This is a genomic window from Nocardia paucivorans NBRC 100373 (assembly GCF_000308675.1).
Classification (GTDB): domain Bacteria; phylum Actinomycetota; class Actinomycetes; order Mycobacteriales; family Mycobacteriaceae; genus Nocardia; species Nocardia paucivorans.
The window spans coordinates 1-15,166 of the sequence record NZ_BAGE01000045.1 but is presented as its reverse complement, the minus strand read 5'-3'; the positions used below and the strand labels follow the sequence as shown (position 1 = coordinate 15,166).

The 15,166-nt window shown below is 67.5% G+C and carries 19 protein-coding genes; 14 read left to right on the top strand and 5 right to left on the bottom strand.

Going from position 1 to position 15,166, the window contains the following annotated elements; genetic code table 11:
* The first annotated feature begins 2 nt into the window (after positions 1–2).
* A complete protein-coding gene (locus ON32_RS15635) occupies positions 3–977 on the top strand; it encodes an SMP-30/gluconolactonase/LRE family protein (RefSeq protein ID WP_040791668.1) in 975 nt (324 codons plus the stop codon).
* Positions 978–989: 12 nt separating this feature from the next.
* On the opposite strand, the gene ON32_RS15630 is transcribed toward ON32_RS15635, so the two are convergent.
* Both ON32_RS15630 and ON32_RS15625 read right to left on the bottom strand, forming a co-directional pair.
* Complete coding sequence (locus ON32_RS15630; protein ID WP_040791667.1) at positions 990–1,550, bottom strand: hypothetical protein; 561 nt, start codon at positions 1,548–1,550, stop codon at positions 990–992.
* A 260-nt stretch (positions 1,551–1,810) separates the two neighbouring features.
* Positions 1,811–2,206 (bottom strand): winged helix-turn-helix transcriptional regulator, encoded by a 396-nt coding sequence (locus ON32_RS15625; RefSeq protein ID WP_051133303.1) that lies wholly within the window; start codon positions 2,204–2,206, stop codon positions 1,811–1,813.
* Between the two features lie 96 nt (positions 2,207–2,302).
* Here ON32_RS15625 and ON32_RS15620 point away from each other — a divergent pair, with 96 nt between their 5' ends.
* Positions 2,303–2,929: an NADPH-dependent F420 reductase gene (locus ON32_RS15620; protein WP_040791666.1), complete on the top strand. Its 627-nt coding sequence runs from the start codon at positions 2,303–2,305 to the stop codon at positions 2,927–2,929.
* A gap of 7 nt (positions 2,930–2,936) precedes the next feature.
* Here the strand turns inward: ON32_RS15620 and ON32_RS27815 are convergent, their stop codons facing one another.
* Positions 2,937–3,125: a hypothetical protein gene (locus ON32_RS27815; RefSeq protein WP_245551081.1), complete on the bottom strand. Its 189-nt coding sequence runs from the start codon at positions 3,123–3,125 to the stop codon at positions 2,937–2,939.
* Between the two features lie 619 nt (positions 3,126–3,744).
* On the opposite strand from ON32_RS27815, the gene ON32_RS27145 reads away from it, so the two are divergent.
* The 9 genes from ON32_RS27145 (at position 3,745) to ON32_RS15565 (ending at position 8,473) form a co-directional block, all read left to right on the top strand.
* Entirely contained in the window at positions 3,745–4,515 is a 771-nt protein-coding gene (locus ON32_RS27145; RefSeq protein WP_157224209.1) for an RNA polymerase sigma factor, read from the top strand.
* Positions 4,512–4,883 (top strand): Asp23/Gls24 family envelope stress response protein, encoded by a 372-nt coding sequence (locus tag ON32_RS15600; RefSeq protein ID WP_040791664.1) that lies wholly within the window; start codon positions 4,512–4,514, stop codon positions 4,881–4,883. Before ON32_RS27145 ends, ON32_RS15600 begins: the two co-directional genes overlap by 4 nt.
* Positions 4,883–5,212 (top strand): hypothetical protein, encoded by a 330-nt coding sequence (locus tag ON32_RS15595; protein WP_040791663.1) that lies wholly within the window; start codon positions 4,883–4,885, stop codon positions 5,210–5,212. Before ON32_RS15600 ends, ON32_RS15595 begins: the two co-directional genes overlap by 1 nt.
* An 80-nt stretch (positions 5,213–5,292) precedes the next feature.
* Positions 5,293–5,823: an Asp23/Gls24 family envelope stress response protein gene (locus tag ON32_RS15590; RefSeq protein ID WP_083874561.1), complete on the top strand. Its 531-nt coding sequence runs from the start codon at positions 5,293–5,295 to the stop codon at positions 5,821–5,823.
* A 25-nt stretch (positions 5,824–5,848) separates the two neighbouring features.
* The gene (locus ON32_RS15585; RefSeq protein WP_040791662.1) at positions 5,849–6,040 is read left to right on the top strand and encodes a hypothetical protein; all 192 of its coding nucleotides are present in this window, start codon (positions 5,849–5,851) and stop codon (positions 6,038–6,040) included.
* On the top strand, positions 6,037–6,372 hold the full coding sequence (locus tag ON32_RS15580; RefSeq protein ID WP_040791661.1) for an Asp23/Gls24 family envelope stress response protein: 336 nt from the start codon (positions 6,037–6,039) through the stop codon (positions 6,370–6,372). Before ON32_RS15585 ends, ON32_RS15580 begins: the two co-directional genes overlap by 4 nt.
* Positions 6,369–7,031 (top strand): DUF6286 domain-containing protein, encoded by a 663-nt coding sequence (locus ON32_RS15575; RefSeq protein ID WP_174361637.1) that lies wholly within the window; start codon positions 6,369–6,371, stop codon positions 7,029–7,031. The genes ON32_RS15580 and ON32_RS15575 overlap by 4 nt, the downstream gene beginning before the upstream one ends.
* The gene (locus ON32_RS15570; protein ID WP_040791660.1) at positions 7,031–7,606 is read left to right on the top strand and encodes a hypothetical protein; all 576 of its coding nucleotides are present in this window, start codon (positions 7,031–7,033) and stop codon (positions 7,604–7,606) included. Before ON32_RS15575 ends, ON32_RS15570 begins: the two co-directional genes overlap by 1 nt.
* A gap of 123 nt (positions 7,607–7,729) precedes the next feature.
* Entirely contained in the window at positions 7,730–8,473 is a 744-nt protein-coding gene (locus ON32_RS15565) for an SIR2 family NAD-dependent protein deacylase (protein WP_040791693.1), read from the top strand.
* 11 nt (positions 8,474–8,484) lie between these two features.
* Here ON32_RS15565 and ON32_RS15560 read toward each other — a convergent pair whose 3' ends face one another.
* Together ON32_RS15560 and ON32_RS15555 are read right to left on the bottom strand one after the other, a co-directional pair.
* Entirely contained in the window at positions 8,485–9,783 is a 1,299-nt protein-coding gene (locus ON32_RS15560) for a D-arabinono-1,4-lactone oxidase (RefSeq protein WP_040791659.1), read from the bottom strand.
* Positions 9,784–9,836: 53 nt separating this feature from the next.
* Positions 9,837–10,550, bottom strand: a complete 714-nt coding sequence (locus tag ON32_RS15555) for a TetR/AcrR family transcriptional regulator (RefSeq protein WP_245551080.1) — start codon at positions 10,548–10,550, stop codon at positions 9,837–9,839.
* Between the two features lie 678 nt (positions 10,551–11,228).
* On the opposite strand from ON32_RS15555, the gene pgm reads away from it, so the two are divergent.
* The 3 genes from pgm to ON32_RS15535 are packed head-to-tail and all read left to right on the top strand — an operon-like array spanning position 11,229 to position 15,046.
* A complete protein-coding gene (pgm, locus tag ON32_RS15545) occupies positions 11,229–12,866 on the top strand; it encodes a phosphoglucomutase (alpha-D-glucose-1,6-bisphosphate-dependent) (protein WP_040791657.1) in 1,638 nt (545 codons plus the stop codon).
* Between the two features lie 8 nt (positions 12,867–12,874).
* On the top strand, positions 12,875–14,254 hold the full coding sequence (locus ON32_RS15540) for an MFS transporter (protein ID WP_245551079.1): 1,380 nt from the start codon (positions 12,875–12,877) through the stop codon (positions 14,252–14,254).
* 57 nt (positions 14,255–14,311) lie between these two features.
* Positions 14,312–15,046: a thioredoxin domain-containing protein gene (locus ON32_RS15535; RefSeq protein ID WP_040791656.1), complete on the top strand. Its 735-nt coding sequence runs from the start codon at positions 14,312–14,314 to the stop codon at positions 15,044–15,046.
* Positions 15,047–15,166 lie beyond the last annotated feature (120 nt).

Here is a 15,166-nt window from a genome sequence, read left to right as displayed (position 1 = left end):
ACATGACCTCGGTGACCCGGAGACAACGTGGACGCGCATCGCTGATCGCGTTCGCGCTCGCGGTGGGGCTCGGCTCCGCGGCATCCGCGCGAGCGCAACAGTTCCCGCCGATGTGCGCACAAGGGTGGGAAGCGACCACGATTGTGGAGGGCGTCGGGGAACTGGAGAACCTGGATTCCGACGGTTCGGGTGGTTTCTATGTCACCGGTATCCAGGACGGATTCCTCGCCCATATCGCCGCCGACGGAACTTTCCGGACCCTGCTCACCGGGCTCGATCATCCGGCCGGTGTCCGGGTGGTGGATCGCTTCGTGTACTTCCTGACCGGTGACGGTCTGGACGCCGCCGGCCCCGGCACCCTACAGCGGTACGACTTGGACACCGCCTCGGTGACGGTTCTGCGCACCGGCCTCGATTCGCCGAACGGCCTGCTGGTCCTGCCGGACGGGGACCTGGTGTTCAGCGTTATGGGTCTGAAGGGAGGAACGGCCGGTATCGCCCGTTATCGGCCGGCCACGGGCGAGTTCACCCCGGTCTGGTCACCGCTGCCGTTGCCCAACGGGCTCGCATTGGCACCGGACGGTGTATCGATCTACGCCGACAATATGACGCTGCGGGTTTTCCGTATCCCGCTCGACGACCCGGGGCATCCTGTGCCGGTGGCCGGAATTCCCGATCTGATCGCGGTCCCCGACGATATGGAGGCCACTCGCACCGGGGATCTCTTCCTCGCCGACCACGCGGTCGGTGCCGTCTACCGCATCGATCCGGAGACCGGCGAGAGTTGCGCGATCATCTCCGGTCTGATCAGGCGTCCCGATCCGATTCGTATCCCGCCCGATGGCGCCACCTCGGTCCGTATCGCCCGCGACGGCGGCTCCTGGGCTTTGTTCGTCACCGGTATGGACGGCGTCCTGCGGCGGTTGCGTGCGCCGGCCGACGTGGACCTCACACCGGCCGATCCGCGACGACGCTAGTACGAGGTGCGCTCAGGGGGAGTGTATTCCTCCCCGGGTCGGGCAGGAGTTCTTCGAGAAGGTACTTCGCGTGTTCGACGGCGGTTCGCCGCTCGGGCGGTGGGGGACCAGCAGCCCGAAGGAGGTCCCGGTGATCACATCGGCGATGACCGAGCCATCGGGGTTCTTGCGGCCGTAGACCATGATCGCTGCGCCGACACGAATGCCCTGCACCTGGGTGGCGATCAGTACGTACACCTTGGTTCCGGAGTGGGTGTGGACGGTGGTGTTCTTCCCGCCGAACGGGCTCGTCACGACGAGGGTGGAACCATCGGTTTCGACGACCTTGCCGAATGCCACGCCGACACCGAGGTCCCTTGGTTGGGGGGAGACGCGGGCGGGCGGAACGGTCGGGGTCGGGGTGGGGGTGGGGCTCGGGGAGGGCTTCTCGGGTATGGCGGTGGTGGTGGTCGCGGCGGCGGGAGTGTTCAGGGCGGGTTGCCCCACACTGAAGTAGAAGACCGCCACCAGCAGCACCAGACCGACGCAGAGACCGGCGAATGCGGCGCTGCCCGGCTGCCATTCGGACGGCATCGGGGGGCCGGATCTCCCCGGTGTCGGCGGGAGGTTCGGTTCGGGGGGTCTCGGGTCGGCTCCGGATCGGGGGAGTCCGTCGAGCTGTTCGGTGGGCCGAATCGAAGCGCGGCGGGACTGGGGCCGCAGAGAACGCTCGCTGGACATATCGTCACAGTACGGCCTGCCCGGTCCGCTCTGTTATCAGGAATGGGGAGGGATTTCCCGCGAATGCTCTTGTTCCGCTTGGCTATTGAAAAATGCGAACCGGTTGGTCCATTTCAGTTCGGAGGGTTGTCGATCCGGCGCAGCGAAGTGGTCACGGTGGAATCCGGTACGCCGAGCTCATCTCCGTGCTCGCGTACCCAGGACGCCAGAGCGGTCAGCGGCCCGTCCACCAGAGTGGTACCGAGCCGGGTCGTCAGGTACTCCACCCGGGGCGGGGACTCGGCATGGGACCGGCGGGCGATGAGCCCGTAACCCAACAGCCGACGCACTGCTTCGGTGAGGGCCTTGTCGCTGATGCCGCCGATCTCGGCGCGTAATTCGGTGCGTCGTCGCGGCCCCCGTCGAAGGGTGGTCAGCACCACCGGATCCCAGGTATGGGCGAACAGATCGAAGGCGGCCCGCGGACGGCAGTCGGCGACCGGTTCCTCATGGTGGTCCCACTCGTTCATCACTGCCCATATTCGTCGGTCGTTCCGCACCGATCGGTGCGGAGGGGGTTTCCTACCGTAGCCGTCGATCGATCATCGTGAACGAGGAGTTGTGTCATGCGAATTGCGGTTCTGGGTACGGGGATGATGGCCGAGGCGCTCGGTATGCGCTGGGCGGCTGCCGGACACGAGATCGTGGTGGCCGGGCGGTCGCCGGATCGGTCCGCCGCCTTGGCGTCCCGGCTCGTGGGTTCCGCCACGGCGGCCTCGCCGCGGGACGCGGTCCGTGGCGCGGACGTGGTGCTGTTGGCCGTGCCGTGGGGCGGTGTCGAGGAGACGCTGCGTCGGGCCGGTGCGGACGAGGGGGCCTTCGCGGATATCACAGTGATCGATCCGACCAATGCCGTCGAGCACGGGGTCGGGGTTCTGTTGACCGAGCCCGGCACTTCCGGGGCCCAGCGCATCGGTGCGTTGGCGCCCGGGGCGCGGGTGGTGAAGGCCTTCCACATGGTCCCCGCGAGTCACTGGCAGGGGACGGATATCGAGCCGACGACGGTCGTGCTCTGCGGCGACGATACCGCGTCATTGCGAATGGTGGAGGAACTGGTGCAAGATGCGGGAGCGCAACCAGCGGTTCTGGGTTCGTTGGCGCGGGCCCGCCAGCTGGAGGAGGCCGCGGGTTTCGTCATCGGCCTGGTATTCAGCGGTATCGATCCGCGAACCGCGGTGCCGGCGCTGTCCTGACCGGGAGTCAGCGGGCCGAGCGTAGCGTCCGCAGGGCGACCGCGAGGCCCACTGCGATGCTGACGGTGGCCACCAGGGCATCCGTGGCGGATTGAGTGATGGCGGCGATCCCGGCGGTGAAGGTGAGGCACGTGGCCAAGGCCAGCAGCGCGGTGCCCCATTCCATACCGGCGATCCGGGCGGGCCGGTTGCGCATTGCTGTCATGGTCTCCGAGTACCCCGCGGTTCGGGTTATCAAACCGTTATGCTCATGTTTTTCGGGCAGGACAGAGATGGCGCGGGGGTTTTCCGTGCCGGTGGCGGCGTGGCGAGCCATGGCGGAACCTTTCGTGTTGTGCTCATGCCTCTGGGGCGCTCGACCGTAATGACTCGTTCGCCACCGAAAGCGGACACAGCAAATTATGAGACATCTATTGCGCCTCACATTTCCCGAACTCTTGGGGTGAGTATTCATCTTCACTGTAGAGCCGGGAAGTGCTCGGTAAAAGTTGTTTTCCGGGATGGGAGACGGTGGAACTCGGGTCGATCTGTTCGGTTGTATGGCGTGAACTCGAGGGTAGAGATACCACTCGAGGGTGGGGCAAACAATCAGCGATCATTGCGCGTGTCGACTCTCGGGGGAGAAACGATCGGTACGGTCGTCCGGTGTATCCCGTCACCTACTCGCGCCATTAACAACGGTCGTGCGCGAATTGTTCCCCGCGGGTCGGCTCGTGACCGAAATGGTCGTGCTCCCAGCGGCGGTGATCGCGGAATAATCGGACGTGCGGTTGCCTCATCGGCAACGGACGGACCGAGCGGTGGAGGAGGTGGGTATGACCACGATCACATCCCTACCGCATGCGGTGCCGGACGACGCGACCCTGGTCGGCCGGGCCCGAGATGGTGATGTACGGGCCTACGAGCAGTTGGTGTCGCGATACCTGACCTCCGTATCGGAAACGGTGGCGACGATATTGCCCGACCGGGCCGAGGCCGAGGAGACCGTTCGGGACATCTTCCTCCTCACATGGCGCCATCTGCCCCGACTCGACGACGACGCGGCATTCGCAGAGTGGCTGTATCGAACGACGATCGATCGGTGTCCGGATCTGCTCCGTTCCCGCCGTCCGCGAACGGGCGCGGACCCGGCGCCCACCGAATCGCCCGCCGAGGACATCCGCTCCGAGCGCGCCCCCCGGGAGGGTGATCCATACCTCGATCCGGTCGAACGAGTCATGTCCGCCGTTCGGGCCGAGATGCGCCGCGGTCGTATCCTCCCGCTCCCGACCGCACGGCCCGGCCGGGTTCGGATCGGGGAACAGGTGGTGGCCGCGGTGGTGTGTGATGCCGCCGACTCCGTGCCGGGAGTGCGGGCCCGCCGGTGTCGGATCGCCGCGGCCGATGCCGGACCCGGAGGAGGATTCTCGCTCGATATCCGGCTCACCCTCGCGGTCCGGTTCGGCGTCACCACGGCCCCGCTGCTACCGGTCGTGCGTGAGCGGGTGGGCATCACCGTGGCCGAGCGGATCGGCACGGCCGTGCACCGGCTCGATATCCATCTGGGGGATGTCTATACCGAGGACGATCCCGAGGACCGGCCATGACGGCCGGGCCCTTGACGATTGTGGTGGAACCACCGGTCGTCGCCGTCGTCGCCGCCATGGCCGTCGCCGCTGTCCCGGGTGTCGCGCGACCGGAACCGGGTACCCGAGGGCTTGTGTCCTCGGTGCCGTGCGCGGGTCGTCGGCACCGGAGAGATATCGCCCCGGCGTCGCCCGAAGGGGTATGGGTGCGCCGGGGCGAGACCGGTTTGCTCGTGCAGGTCGATATCGCCATCGTGGCGGACCGGTCTGCGGTGGAGGTGGGGCGCGCGGTGCAGGAGGAAGTGACTCGGGTGGTGTGGGAGCAGACCGGGCAGCGGGTGGCGGAGGTGTGGGTGACCGTTCTGGATATCGCGCCGGAGGTGCGGTAATGGCCGACCGGCGCGTTGATGACGACATCGCCGATCGAATCCTCGGTGCCGTCGAGGATCTTCCCGGGATACGACTCGCGATCCCGTTTCTGCGAGAGAGCGCAGGTCGGTCTTTCCGGGACGACCGGAAACTCGCCGTGGACCTCACACCCGAGGTGATCGAGATTCGGGTGGTCGCCACCATGCTGCCGCTACCCCCGCTGCTGGAGCGGGCCGCCGCCACGATCCGCGCCGTATTGTCCGGTACCGCATGGGAGGGAGTCGAACTGCGGTTGGTGGTCGCCGAACTCGACACCGCGGCCGTTGCCCGAGGGGAGATGATCGGGTGAGCCCCACGCCCCGTACCGGTTCCCCGCGGGCCGGACACGCGCGAATCGAATGTGTTTCACCGTGATCCAGGAGGAATCGAATGGTTTCGTTCAGTGCCGAGAGCGCTTCCGGCCCGCCCGAAAGCGATACATCGTTCGGTGAGAAGACCTATCCGACAGCGCGTTCGGCGGATACTCCGGCGGCCGCCCCGACCGCTGTGCCGGGCCGAGAACATGCTCTGGTGACCGAGAAGGGCACCACCACCATCGCCGATGTCGTGGTGCAGAAGGTGGCCGGATTGGCCGCGCGCGAAGTTCCCGGCGTGCACGCCCTCGGCGGTGGCGGAGCCCGAGCGTTCGGCGCATTGCGCGACCGGATCCCCGGCGCCTCCTCCAGCATCGGGCAGGGCGTTTCGGTCGAGGTCGGGGAGAAACAGGCGGCCGTCGACCTGGAGATCGTGGTCGAGTACGGCGTGCATATCGCCGAAGTGGCCCGGGTGGTGCGGCGCAATGTCATCGTCGCGATCGAGCAGATGACCGCGCTCGAGGTGGTCGAGGTCAATATCAATGTCAATGATGTCCACATCCCGGGAGACGACGAATCCGATGTCCCCGCCGGTCGGGTGCAGTAGCCCGGCGCGCGGAGAGGAGCCGATTGTGAACGCCACCTCGATATGCCTGCTGATCAGCGCCGCACTGGGTCTGGCCACCGCTTTGGGTGGGTTCGGCGCGCTACTGACCGTTGCGGCGTTCACGGCCGGCGGTCTGTTGATCGGACGGTGGCTCGACGGGGAGATCGATCTCGATGGCCTGCTCCGATCGACGCGCCGGCCCGGGGACCGCCGATGACCGTGGATATCGCCGCATTGCCGCCGGCCGAATTGCCGGGTGTCACGACGGTGAGCGGGCGCGCCGTGCGCCGGATCGCCGCGCAGTTGGCCACGGAGGTTCCGGGGGTCGCGGGGAAGGCCAAGGTGGAGGCCGTGGTCTCCGGGGACAGCACCGCGCTGAGTGTGCGGGTGCCGGTGCGGTATCCCGAACCGGTCGGCCGGGTCACCGACGCCTGTCGGGCGTATCTGTGGCAGCGCACGGAAGAGTTGACCGGGCTGGGTGTCGTCTACATCGATATCGAGGTGACCGAGCTGGTCACCCGGACCGCGCCCGTAGGGAGGGTGCGGTGAGCCGCAGGCCCCGTCGGGTCGTACCGGCCGTGCTGGTCGCGTCGACGCTGTTGGGGATGTGCGTCGCGGTGGGGGTTTCGCTGGTGCAGCGGTTGATCGGAGTGCGCGAATACATGTCCTACGATCGGGTCGCCTACGAACTGCACGGACGCACCTGGGACGAACCGCAGGTCCTGGCGGTCGGTTCGGCGGTGGCGGTGATCGGGGCACTGCTGTTGGTGACGGCGCTGTTGCCCGGACGTGCCCGGGTGCTGCCGCTGACCGATTCGCGCCCGGATGGAATCGAGGCCGGTATCGGGCGCCGTGATCTGCGAGCGCTCCTGCGTCACAGTGCGATGGAGGTGGAGGGAGTGGTCTCCGCACGGGTCCGGATCCGGCGCGACCTGGCGCTGGCGATCGTGCGCACCGATCGACGCTCCCACGACGATATGGCCGCGGCCGTGTGTTCCGTCCTCGGCGAGCGCGTCCGAGAAGTCGGTGCGCCGTTGCGTCGGGTGCATGCCCGGGTGCACGGCCCGCACCGGGAACGGCGCAGCACCCATCGCCGCCCCGCGACGCTGCGGCGGCGAACCCGTGGCCACACCGGATACGCCCCCACCGCCGGTGCGGGCGGGGTAACCGGATCGACGATGCCGGATGGCGAACCGGGCCGGCCGTGATGACGCGAAACGACCGCCCCGCCAGGCTGAACCGCACCCTGCTCGCGGTGTTCGGGGTGGTGTTGCTTGTCGTCGGCGGCCTGGTCGTGGCCGCGCATTTCGACCGACTGCCCTGGGTGGATGCGGGTTCCACCCTGGTACCCGGCACCGCCGCCCCGCCGAACTGGGTGCTGTGGACGGTGGTGGCGGGTGTCGTCGTGCTCGGGTTGCTGTGTCTGCGATGGCTCCTGGCGCAAATGTTCCGCATGCCGAAACCGCGGTGGTGGCGGATGGAGACCGAGGGCTCCGCCGGGAGGACGACGCTGTCGTCGGCGACCGCGGCCGCTCCGGTGGCCGCCGATATCGCGGCCCTGTCCGCGGTCCGCGCCGCTGCCGCATGGTTGTCGGGGCCCTTGACCGCGCCCGAACTGGACCTACGGGTGACCGTCGCCGCGGATGCCGATATCGGCGCACTGCGGCATCGAATTCTCGATGAGGCGGTGCCGCGGTTACGGCGCGCGCTCGAGGTGGACGAGATCGCGGTGCGGTTGGAGTTGCGCATTGTCGATGCCGACCGGCGTCGACGGGTGCAGTGATGCCGATACTCCCGACCGGGACGGGCCGCATCGGCGTCCTATGCTGGCGGATATGCGGATACGGCCCTCTTCGACGAGACGACAGCTGTGCCGGCCGGCCGTCCTCGCACGGCGGTGGTGGCGATGACCGCTTGGTACCACCGGCGCGGTCGAATCGGCGTTCTCACCGGTGCCGGTATCTCAACCGACTCCGGAATCCCGGATTTCCGTGGGCCACGTGGTGTTTGGACCAAGGACCCCATGGCCGAACTGCTGTTCACCTACGACAACTATCTGGCGGATCCGGCGATTCGGGAACGCTCCTGGGTGGCGCGCCGGGACAATCCAGCCTGGAACGCCGAGCCGAACGCCGCACATGCCGCGCTGGTGGAGTTGGAGCGGGCAGGCCGCACGGTCACCATCATCACCCAGAACATCGACCGGCTCCATCAGCGCGCCGGTTCCACTCCGCAACGGGTTCTGGAAATCCACGGCAATATGTTCGACGTGGTCTGCGTCGCATGCGACTACCGCTCGAGTATGGCCGCGACCCTGGAGCGGGTGGCCGCGGGTGAGGCCGATCCGCCGTGCCCGGACTGCGGTGGGGTGCTGAAGGCGGGCACCATCATGTTCGGGCAGTCCCTCGATCCCCGGACCCTGCTGAAGGCCACGCTGGTGGCCGAAACCTCCGATATCTTCCTCGCCGTGGGCACCTCACTGCAGGTGGAACCCGCGGCCTCGCTGTGTGGGCGGGCCGTCGACGCGGGAGCCGATCTGATCATCGTCAATGCCGAACCGACACCGTACGATTCGATTGCGACCGAGGTCGTCCGGGAACCGATCGGCGAGGCGCTACCCCGATTGGTGCGACGGATACTCGAGCGCTGAGCCTTCGGCCGTTACCCGATCGGGCCGAGCACGCGATCCAGATAGTCGTTGGCGAATCTGCCCTCGGGGTCGAAACGGCGTCGGACGGCGGCGAACCGATCCCAGTCCGGGTAGCGGGGACGCAGGGTTTGCGCGGTCTGGAAGTGACGCTTTCCCCAGTGTGGCCGGCCCTCGTACTCGTCGAAGACCTCCTCGCAGGCGCGGAAATACGGTTCGTAGTCCATGCCCCGGTACATGTGCACCGCGATGTAGCAGGTATCGCGTCCGGTCGCGGGGGACAGGAACGCGTCGTCGCCGGCCACCCAGCGCACCTCGACCGGCATCGGGGTGCCGAATTCCGCCGAAAGCCGTTTGATCGCCCGGATCGCCGCCACCGAGTGCCGTCGGGGTATGGCGTATTCCATTTCGGTGAAACGGACCAGCCGCGGCGAGGCGAACACCCGGTAGGAATAGTCCACCTGCCTGCGGTAACTTCCCGCGTAGGCGGCGCCGCGCTGGATATAGGGGGTTAGCGCCGGAACCCGTCGGCTCACCCGGCACAGGACGTCGAAGGCGTAGTTCGACAGCAGGATATCGGCGATCCAGTCCACGACCTTGGCGCGAGGCCGGGCGGGTAGTTCCACCCGGTTGTTGCGTTTGGTCATGGCGATCGGGCTGTGCCCGAACATGTAGAACTCGAAATGATCGTTACCCTCCACATGGGAGTCCAGGTCGGCGAGTACCTCCTCCACGGGCATCGGCCGTTCGACACCTTCCAAGACGAACGACGGCACCAATTGCAGGGTCAGCGCGGTCACCACACCGAGGGCGCCGACACTCACCCGGGCCGCCCGCCAGCCGTCCGGGTCGGATCGGGCGTCCAGTTCCACGGTCGAGCCGTCCGCCGTCATCAACTCCACCGCGTGTAGCGCGGCGGAGATATTCGGCAGTTTCGCACCGGTGCCGTGGGTGCCGGTGGCAGTGGCGCCCGCGATGGTCTGCACATCGATATCGCCGAGATTGGGGAAGGCCAGGCCGTGTTCGTGGAGCGCGGTGCTGATGGCATTGAGGCGTATGCCGGCCTGCACGCGGACCAGGCCGGTGGCCGGGTCGATATCGAGGACCCGGTTCAATCGGGACAGATCCAGCAGCACCCCGTCGGTGAGGCAGGTGTCGGTGAACGAATGGCCCGCACCCGCGACCCGAACCCGGTGGCCGTCGGTGGACGCGCGGTCGAGCGTTTCGGCCAGTTCGGCGTGGTCGCGGGGGGCGGCCGGTCGTGCCGGTGTGCACCGCTGGTCTCCGGCCCAGTTCACCCATGAGTTGGTCACTCGTCCAATTTAAGGGACGAATCGTGTCGCGCGCTACGGTGGGGGTGTTGTCGCTACTCGGACGTGCGGGAACCGTGCGTTGCCGCGCTCGGCCCGCGATGGTGGTTCATCGGGCAATAGGTGCCGATCGCCTCCGGCCCGGACCCGTCCGTGGCGCCGAGCGTTATTTCTCGACGCGGGGTGCCATCGGCCCGGATACCGTTGAGCACAATGCTCAGATAACGCCGCCACGATTCCGAATCGGCCGATCCGGCGAATGCCGCCGCCGCGGCGACCATGCGGATCATGACGAAGAGATCGGCGGCCCCGATATCGGCGACGATCACCCCCGCCGCACGCGCCCGGTCGACCACGGCCGCTACCGCCGGATCGATTCGCTCGCGAATGCTGCGGAATTGCTCGACATTGCCGCGCAGCTCGAGTATCACCTCGCCGAAACCGCGATTCGTCGCCATATGACGACAGGCGTACTCCATGAGTTCCACCAATCCGAGCCACGGATCCGGATGGCGCAGACACTCCTCGGCGACCTCGGCGAAAGTATCCACGTGCCGATGGAAGACCTCGGTAATGAGCTTCTTCTTGTTCGCGAAACGGCGATAGACCGTGCCCACTCCGACGCCCGCCCGTTCGGCGACATCGTCGAGGGTGATCTCCAGACCTCGGATGGCGAACAGCTCCCGCGCCGCGGCCACGATGCGCTGCTGATTACGAGCGGCATCGGCGCGCAGCCGGGGCGCGCCGGGAGTGGTCGTGGCGTATTCCACACTCGAATCGTAGCAAGCCACGATCGCCCCGAAGGTCGCGTTCGATAGTCCGCAAGGCCATTTCGATTGGGTGTCCGAGCTTTTCGCAATCGTGTTCGGCATTACGTAAGCGCTTGTGCCACAGATGAGTACGGAGATACCGGCGGAATGCGGCGACTTTTCGATCCATTCGATCCGAACCGGGCGACCACGCCCGCCTCGCCGGCGTGGTCGGACACGCAGCGATCGGCGGCCGATGGTCGCGACTGCCGAACAGAAGGGGCACGCGGATTGCCATGCCTTTGCCGGATGTGCCTTTGCCGGATATCGGCCCGCCCGGCGGATCGACCACGTTTCCCGGTCGCGGTGGGCCGGTTTCCGCGCCGTCCGGATCGGGGTGCGAGTGCGACATCCGATATTCGGTGGGGACCACCGTGATTTGCTTCGGCGCCGCGATGCTCGGAATGATGTCGACGTGGGGGCCGGTGGGAAGTGCGTAGCGTGGCGGGACAACGGGAACAGCACGACGAAAGGGCCGGACGATGACCGAAATATCCGTGTGCTGCGGCAGCGTATCGAAATCCCGACTGTACGGGGGCACACGGTGACGGCGGCCCGTACGGCTGCCCGAACCGCGGAGATATTGGCATGATCACGATGACGAGTCGATCGCAGCCGACCATGAAGGGAGTTCCGACCATGGCCCACGATCGCGCCGGACGATCCGCCCGCCCCGACGATCTGGTGGATATCGCCGGGCTGGTCACCGCCTATTACAGCCGCGTCCCCGATCCCGACGACCCGACGCAGCGTGTGGTGTTCGGCACCTCCGGCCATCGTGGTTCCAGCCTCGACGGCACCTTCAACGAAGCGCATATCCAGGCCATCACCCAGGCCATCGTGGAATACCGCGCCACCCGCGGTATCACCGGACCCGTCTACCTGGCCCGCGATACCCATGCCCTGTCCGAACCCGCCTGGACCACCGTGCTCGAGGTTCTCGCCGGTAACGAGGTCGGCGCGGTGATCGACTCCCGGGGCCGCTACACCCCAACCCCCGCGCTCAGCCACGCCGTGCTGCGGCACAACCGCACCGAGACCCGGCAACAGGCCGATGGCATCGTGGTGACCCCGTCGCACAACCCGCCCCGCGACGGCGGTATCAAATACAACCCGCCGCACGGTGGCCCCGCCGACACCAATGTCACCGACGCCATCGCCGCGCGCGCCAACGAGCTGCTGCGCGGCGGTCTCGCCGAGGTGCGCCGCGCGCCCCTGGCGCAGGCCATGCGCACGGTCGAACGCTACGACTATCTCGACCACTACATCGCCGACCTGCCCGCGGTACTGAACATGGATGCCATCCGCGGCGCCGGTATCCGACTCGGCGCCGACCCGATGGGTGGGGCCAGTGTCGACTACTGGGAGGAAATCGGCCAGCGCTACGACCTGGAACTGGAGGTGGTGAATCCCTCCGTCGACCCCACCTGGCGGTTCATGTCGCTCGACAGCGACGGTGTCATCCGGATGGATCCCTCCTCGCGCCATGCCATGGCCTCGCTGATCGCCATCAAGGACGACTACGACATCTCCACCGGTAACGACGCCGACGCCGACCGGCACGGCATCGTCACCCCCGACGCCGGGCTGATGAACCCGAACCATTTCCTGGCGGTCGCCGTCGAATATCTGATCGCCAACCGCATGGGGTGGGATGCGCTCACCAAGATAGGTCGCACGGCGGTCACCTCGTCCATGATCGACCGGGTGGCCAAGGTGCTGGGCCGGGAGGTGCACGAGGTCCCGGTCGGATTCAAATGGTTCGTGCCGGGGCTGTTCAGCGGCAGCCTCGCCTTCGGCGGTGAGGAGAGCGCCGGCGCGTCGTTTTTGCGCATGGACGGTGGGGTGTGGACCACCGAGAAGGACGGCATCGTGCTCGCCCTGCTCGCCGCCGAGATCGCGGCCGTGACCGGAGAGAGCCCGTCGGCTCGATACGCCGAACTCGAACGCCGCTACGGCAGCCCCGCCTACGCGCGCATCGACGCCCCGGCCACCAAGGAACAGAAGAAACTGCTGGCCGCGCTGAGCCCCGAACAGGTCACCGGCACCGAGATCGCGGGCGAACCGATCACCGAGGTGCTCACCCGGGCCCGCGGTAACGGCGCCCCGCTGGGCGGGCTCAAGGTGACCACCGAGAACGCCTGGTTCGCCGCCCGGCCCTCGGGCACCGAGGACAAATACAAGATCTACGCCGAATCGTTCCACGGACCCGAGCACCTGGCGAAGGTGCAGGCCGAGGCGGAGGAGATGGTGGGCCGGGTGCTATCCGGGGGATAGTGGATCGAGTGAGCAGTAGAGTCGGCCCGTTATCCCTGCGTAAACGCCCTCGAGCGGAAACCCTGCCCCGCGAGATCTGGGTGCTGGTGGGCGCCTCCTTCGTCATCGCCATCGGTTTCGGTCTGGTCGCGCCCGTCCTCCCGCAGTTCGCGCTCGGTTTCGGGGTGGGGATCGCGGCCGCGTCGGCGATCGTCAGCGCGTTCGCATTCATGCGGCTGCTGTTCGCCCCGGTGAGCGGGCGGCTGGTACAACTGCTGGGCGAGCGACGGGTATACCTGAGCGGGCTGCTCATCGTCGCCCTGTCGACCGGCGCGAGCGCCTTCGCACAGACCTACTGGCAGCTGATGGTGCTGCGGGCCGCGGGTGGGATCGGCTCCACCATGTTCACCGTCTCGGCGATGGCCCTTCTCATTCGGCTCTCCCCACCCGGACTGCGCGGACGGGCATCGGGGCTGTGGTCCACCAGTTTCCTGATCGGCTCGCTGGCCGGCCCGCTGATCGGCGGCGCGCTCGCCCGCTTCGGACTGCGCGCGCCGTTCCTCATCTACGCCATCGCCCTGCTCATCGCCAGTGCCATCGTGTACTTCAACCTGAAGGACTCGCGGCTCATCGAACCCGAAGGCTCCGGTCCCGCGCCGACCATGACCTTCACCCAGGGTCTGGCCCGGCCGGAATACCGCGCGGTGCTCTGGTCCAACTTCGCCAATGGCGCGGCGGTGTTCGGGGTGCGGATGGCGCTGGTTCCGCTGCTGGTGGTGGAGGTGCTGGGGCAACCGGCCGGAATGGCCGGGGTGGCGCTCACGGTCTTCGCTGCCGGTAACGCGACCGTGCTGTTCGTCTCGGGCCGACTGTCCGACCGGTGGGGGCGCCGCCCCCTGCTCATCACCGGCACTCTCCTGTGCGCACTCGGCACCGGCGGCCTCGGTATCGCCGCGAACCTGGTCTGGCTATTGGTCGCCTCGTTCGTGGCCGGACTCGGTTCGGGTCTTTTCACCCCTGCCCAACAGGCCGCCGTAGCCGATGTCATCGGCCCCAACGCCCGCGGCGGCCCGGTGCTCGCCGGTTTCCAGATGTCGGCCGACCTCGGCACCGTCCTCGGCCCGGTGGTGGTGGGCGCCATTGCCGAGCGGCTGTCCTACGGTGCCGGCCTGGCGGTCACCGGTTCCCTGCTCGCACTCGCCGCCCTGGTCTGGTTGATCGTCCCCGAACCCCTGCGTCGAGACCTCCCGGCGGACCGCACCGCCGAACACGTGCTCACCGTCGACGACGAGGCCGAGGAACTCGCCGCCTCGTCCGCCTGTGACGGCGGTCCCGGTAGCGGTATCGCCACAACGAACCCGCGCATCGTCGCACCACATGTCGATAGGACCGGTAAACCCGCCGAATGACGCTGCGCACATTCCGAGGAACGTGATCGCGACAGCGACCTACGGCAGAGTGGAAGGGTGAGCAGCGCACCGTCCGAGTACACGCCCCGGCCCGTCTCCAGCCGCACCACCTATGCGCTGGGCGCCCTGGCCGTGGCCCTGATCGCACTGATCGTGTTCCTGGTCTATCGATGGAGCTCCGACGGCACCACCGAGGTCCGCAACAACGGTTACGGGTCGGTGCACCAGGCGGCGGTGGTGGTGTCGCTGGAAAGTGATGCCATCCGGCTGGGGCAGGCCGACGCCCCCAAAACCATCGATATCTATCTGGATCCGCTCTGCCCCGCCTGCGGTCTCCTGGAACGTCGCTACGGCCAGGAGATCGCCCAGAAACTGGACGAGGGCAAACTCGCCGTCCGCTATCTCTACGTCGACTTCCTCAACGACCGCTCCGCGAGCAAGGACTACTCCACTCGCGCCATCGCGGCCCTGCAATGCGTGGCCGAAGGCGGCTCCGGTCCGGTGTTCGCCAGATTCCACGACACCCTGTTCACCACCCGTCAACCCGACGAGGGTTCCGACCTGACCAACGAGGAACTGGCCGCCATCGCCGCCGAGGCCGGCGCCACGGAAACCGCCCACCAGTGCATCGTCCTGCACACCCGCCGGGCCGCAGCCGAGGGCGCTGCCGCGGCGGCCACCCGGGCGCTCACCGAGGCGCTGTCCGCCAAGGCCGCCACACCCACCGTCTTCGACGGGGACACCAAGATCGATGTCAACGATTCCGAGTGGGTGCAGAATCTGGCGCCCTGACCCACCGTTACGCCCGGAACCAGGCGATTTGGTTCCGGGTAACCCGGTGGTGTAGTTTCGTTCAGGCAGGTCGGGGAACCGACCGAAACGCCACGGGGCTATGGCGCAGCTGGTAGCGCA

Excerpts from the sequence above, each read along its gene's own strand:
- ON32_RS15580 (WP_040791661.1), top strand. The coding sequence starts at position 6,037 with ATGACCGTGGATATCGCCGCATTGCCGCCGGCCGAATTGCCGGGTGTC.
- ON32_RS27815 (WP_245551081.1), bottom strand. The coding sequence starts at position 3,125 with ATGCGCAACCGGCCCGCCCGGATCGCCGGTATGGAATGGGGCACCGCG.
- ON32_RS15630 (WP_040791667.1), bottom strand. The coding sequence starts at position 1,550 with ATGCCGTCCGAATGGCAGCCGGGCAGCGCCGCATTCGCCGGTCTCTGC.
- ON32_RS15565 (WP_040791693.1), top strand. The coding sequence starts at position 7,730 with ATGACCGCTTGGTACCACCGGCGCGGTCGAATCGGCGTTCTCACCGGT.
- ON32_RS15600 (WP_040791664.1), top strand. The coding sequence starts at position 4,512 with ATGACGGCCGGGCCCTTGACGATTGTGGTGGAACCACCGGTCGTCGCC.
- ON32_RS15635 (WP_040791668.1), top strand. The coding sequence starts at position 3 with ATGACCTCGGTGACCCGGAGACAACGTGGACGCGCATCGCTGATCGCG.
- ON32_RS15620 (WP_040791666.1), top strand. The coding sequence starts at position 2,303 with ATGCGAATTGCGGTTCTGGGTACGGGGATGATGGCCGAGGCGCTCGGT.
- ON32_RS15625 (WP_051133303.1), bottom strand. The coding sequence starts at position 2,206 with ATGAACGAGTGGGACCACCATGAGGAACCGGTCGCCGACTGCCGTCCG.
- ON32_RS15590 (WP_083874561.1), top strand. The coding sequence starts at position 5,293 with ATGGTTTCGTTCAGTGCCGAGAGCGCTTCCGGCCCGCCCGAAAGCGAT.
- pgm (WP_040791657.1), top strand. The coding sequence starts at position 11,229 with ATGGCCCACGATCGCGCCGGACGATCCGCCCGCCCCGACGATCTGGTG.
- ON32_RS15570 (WP_040791660.1), top strand. The coding sequence starts at position 7,031 with ATGACGCGAAACGACCGCCCCGCCAGGCTGAACCGCACCCTGCTCGCG.
- ON32_RS15595 (WP_040791663.1), top strand. The coding sequence starts at position 4,883 with ATGGCCGACCGGCGCGTTGATGACGACATCGCCGATCGAATCCTCGGT.
- ON32_RS27145 (WP_157224209.1), top strand. The coding sequence starts at position 3,745 with ATGACCACGATCACATCCCTACCGCATGCGGTGCCGGACGACGCGACC.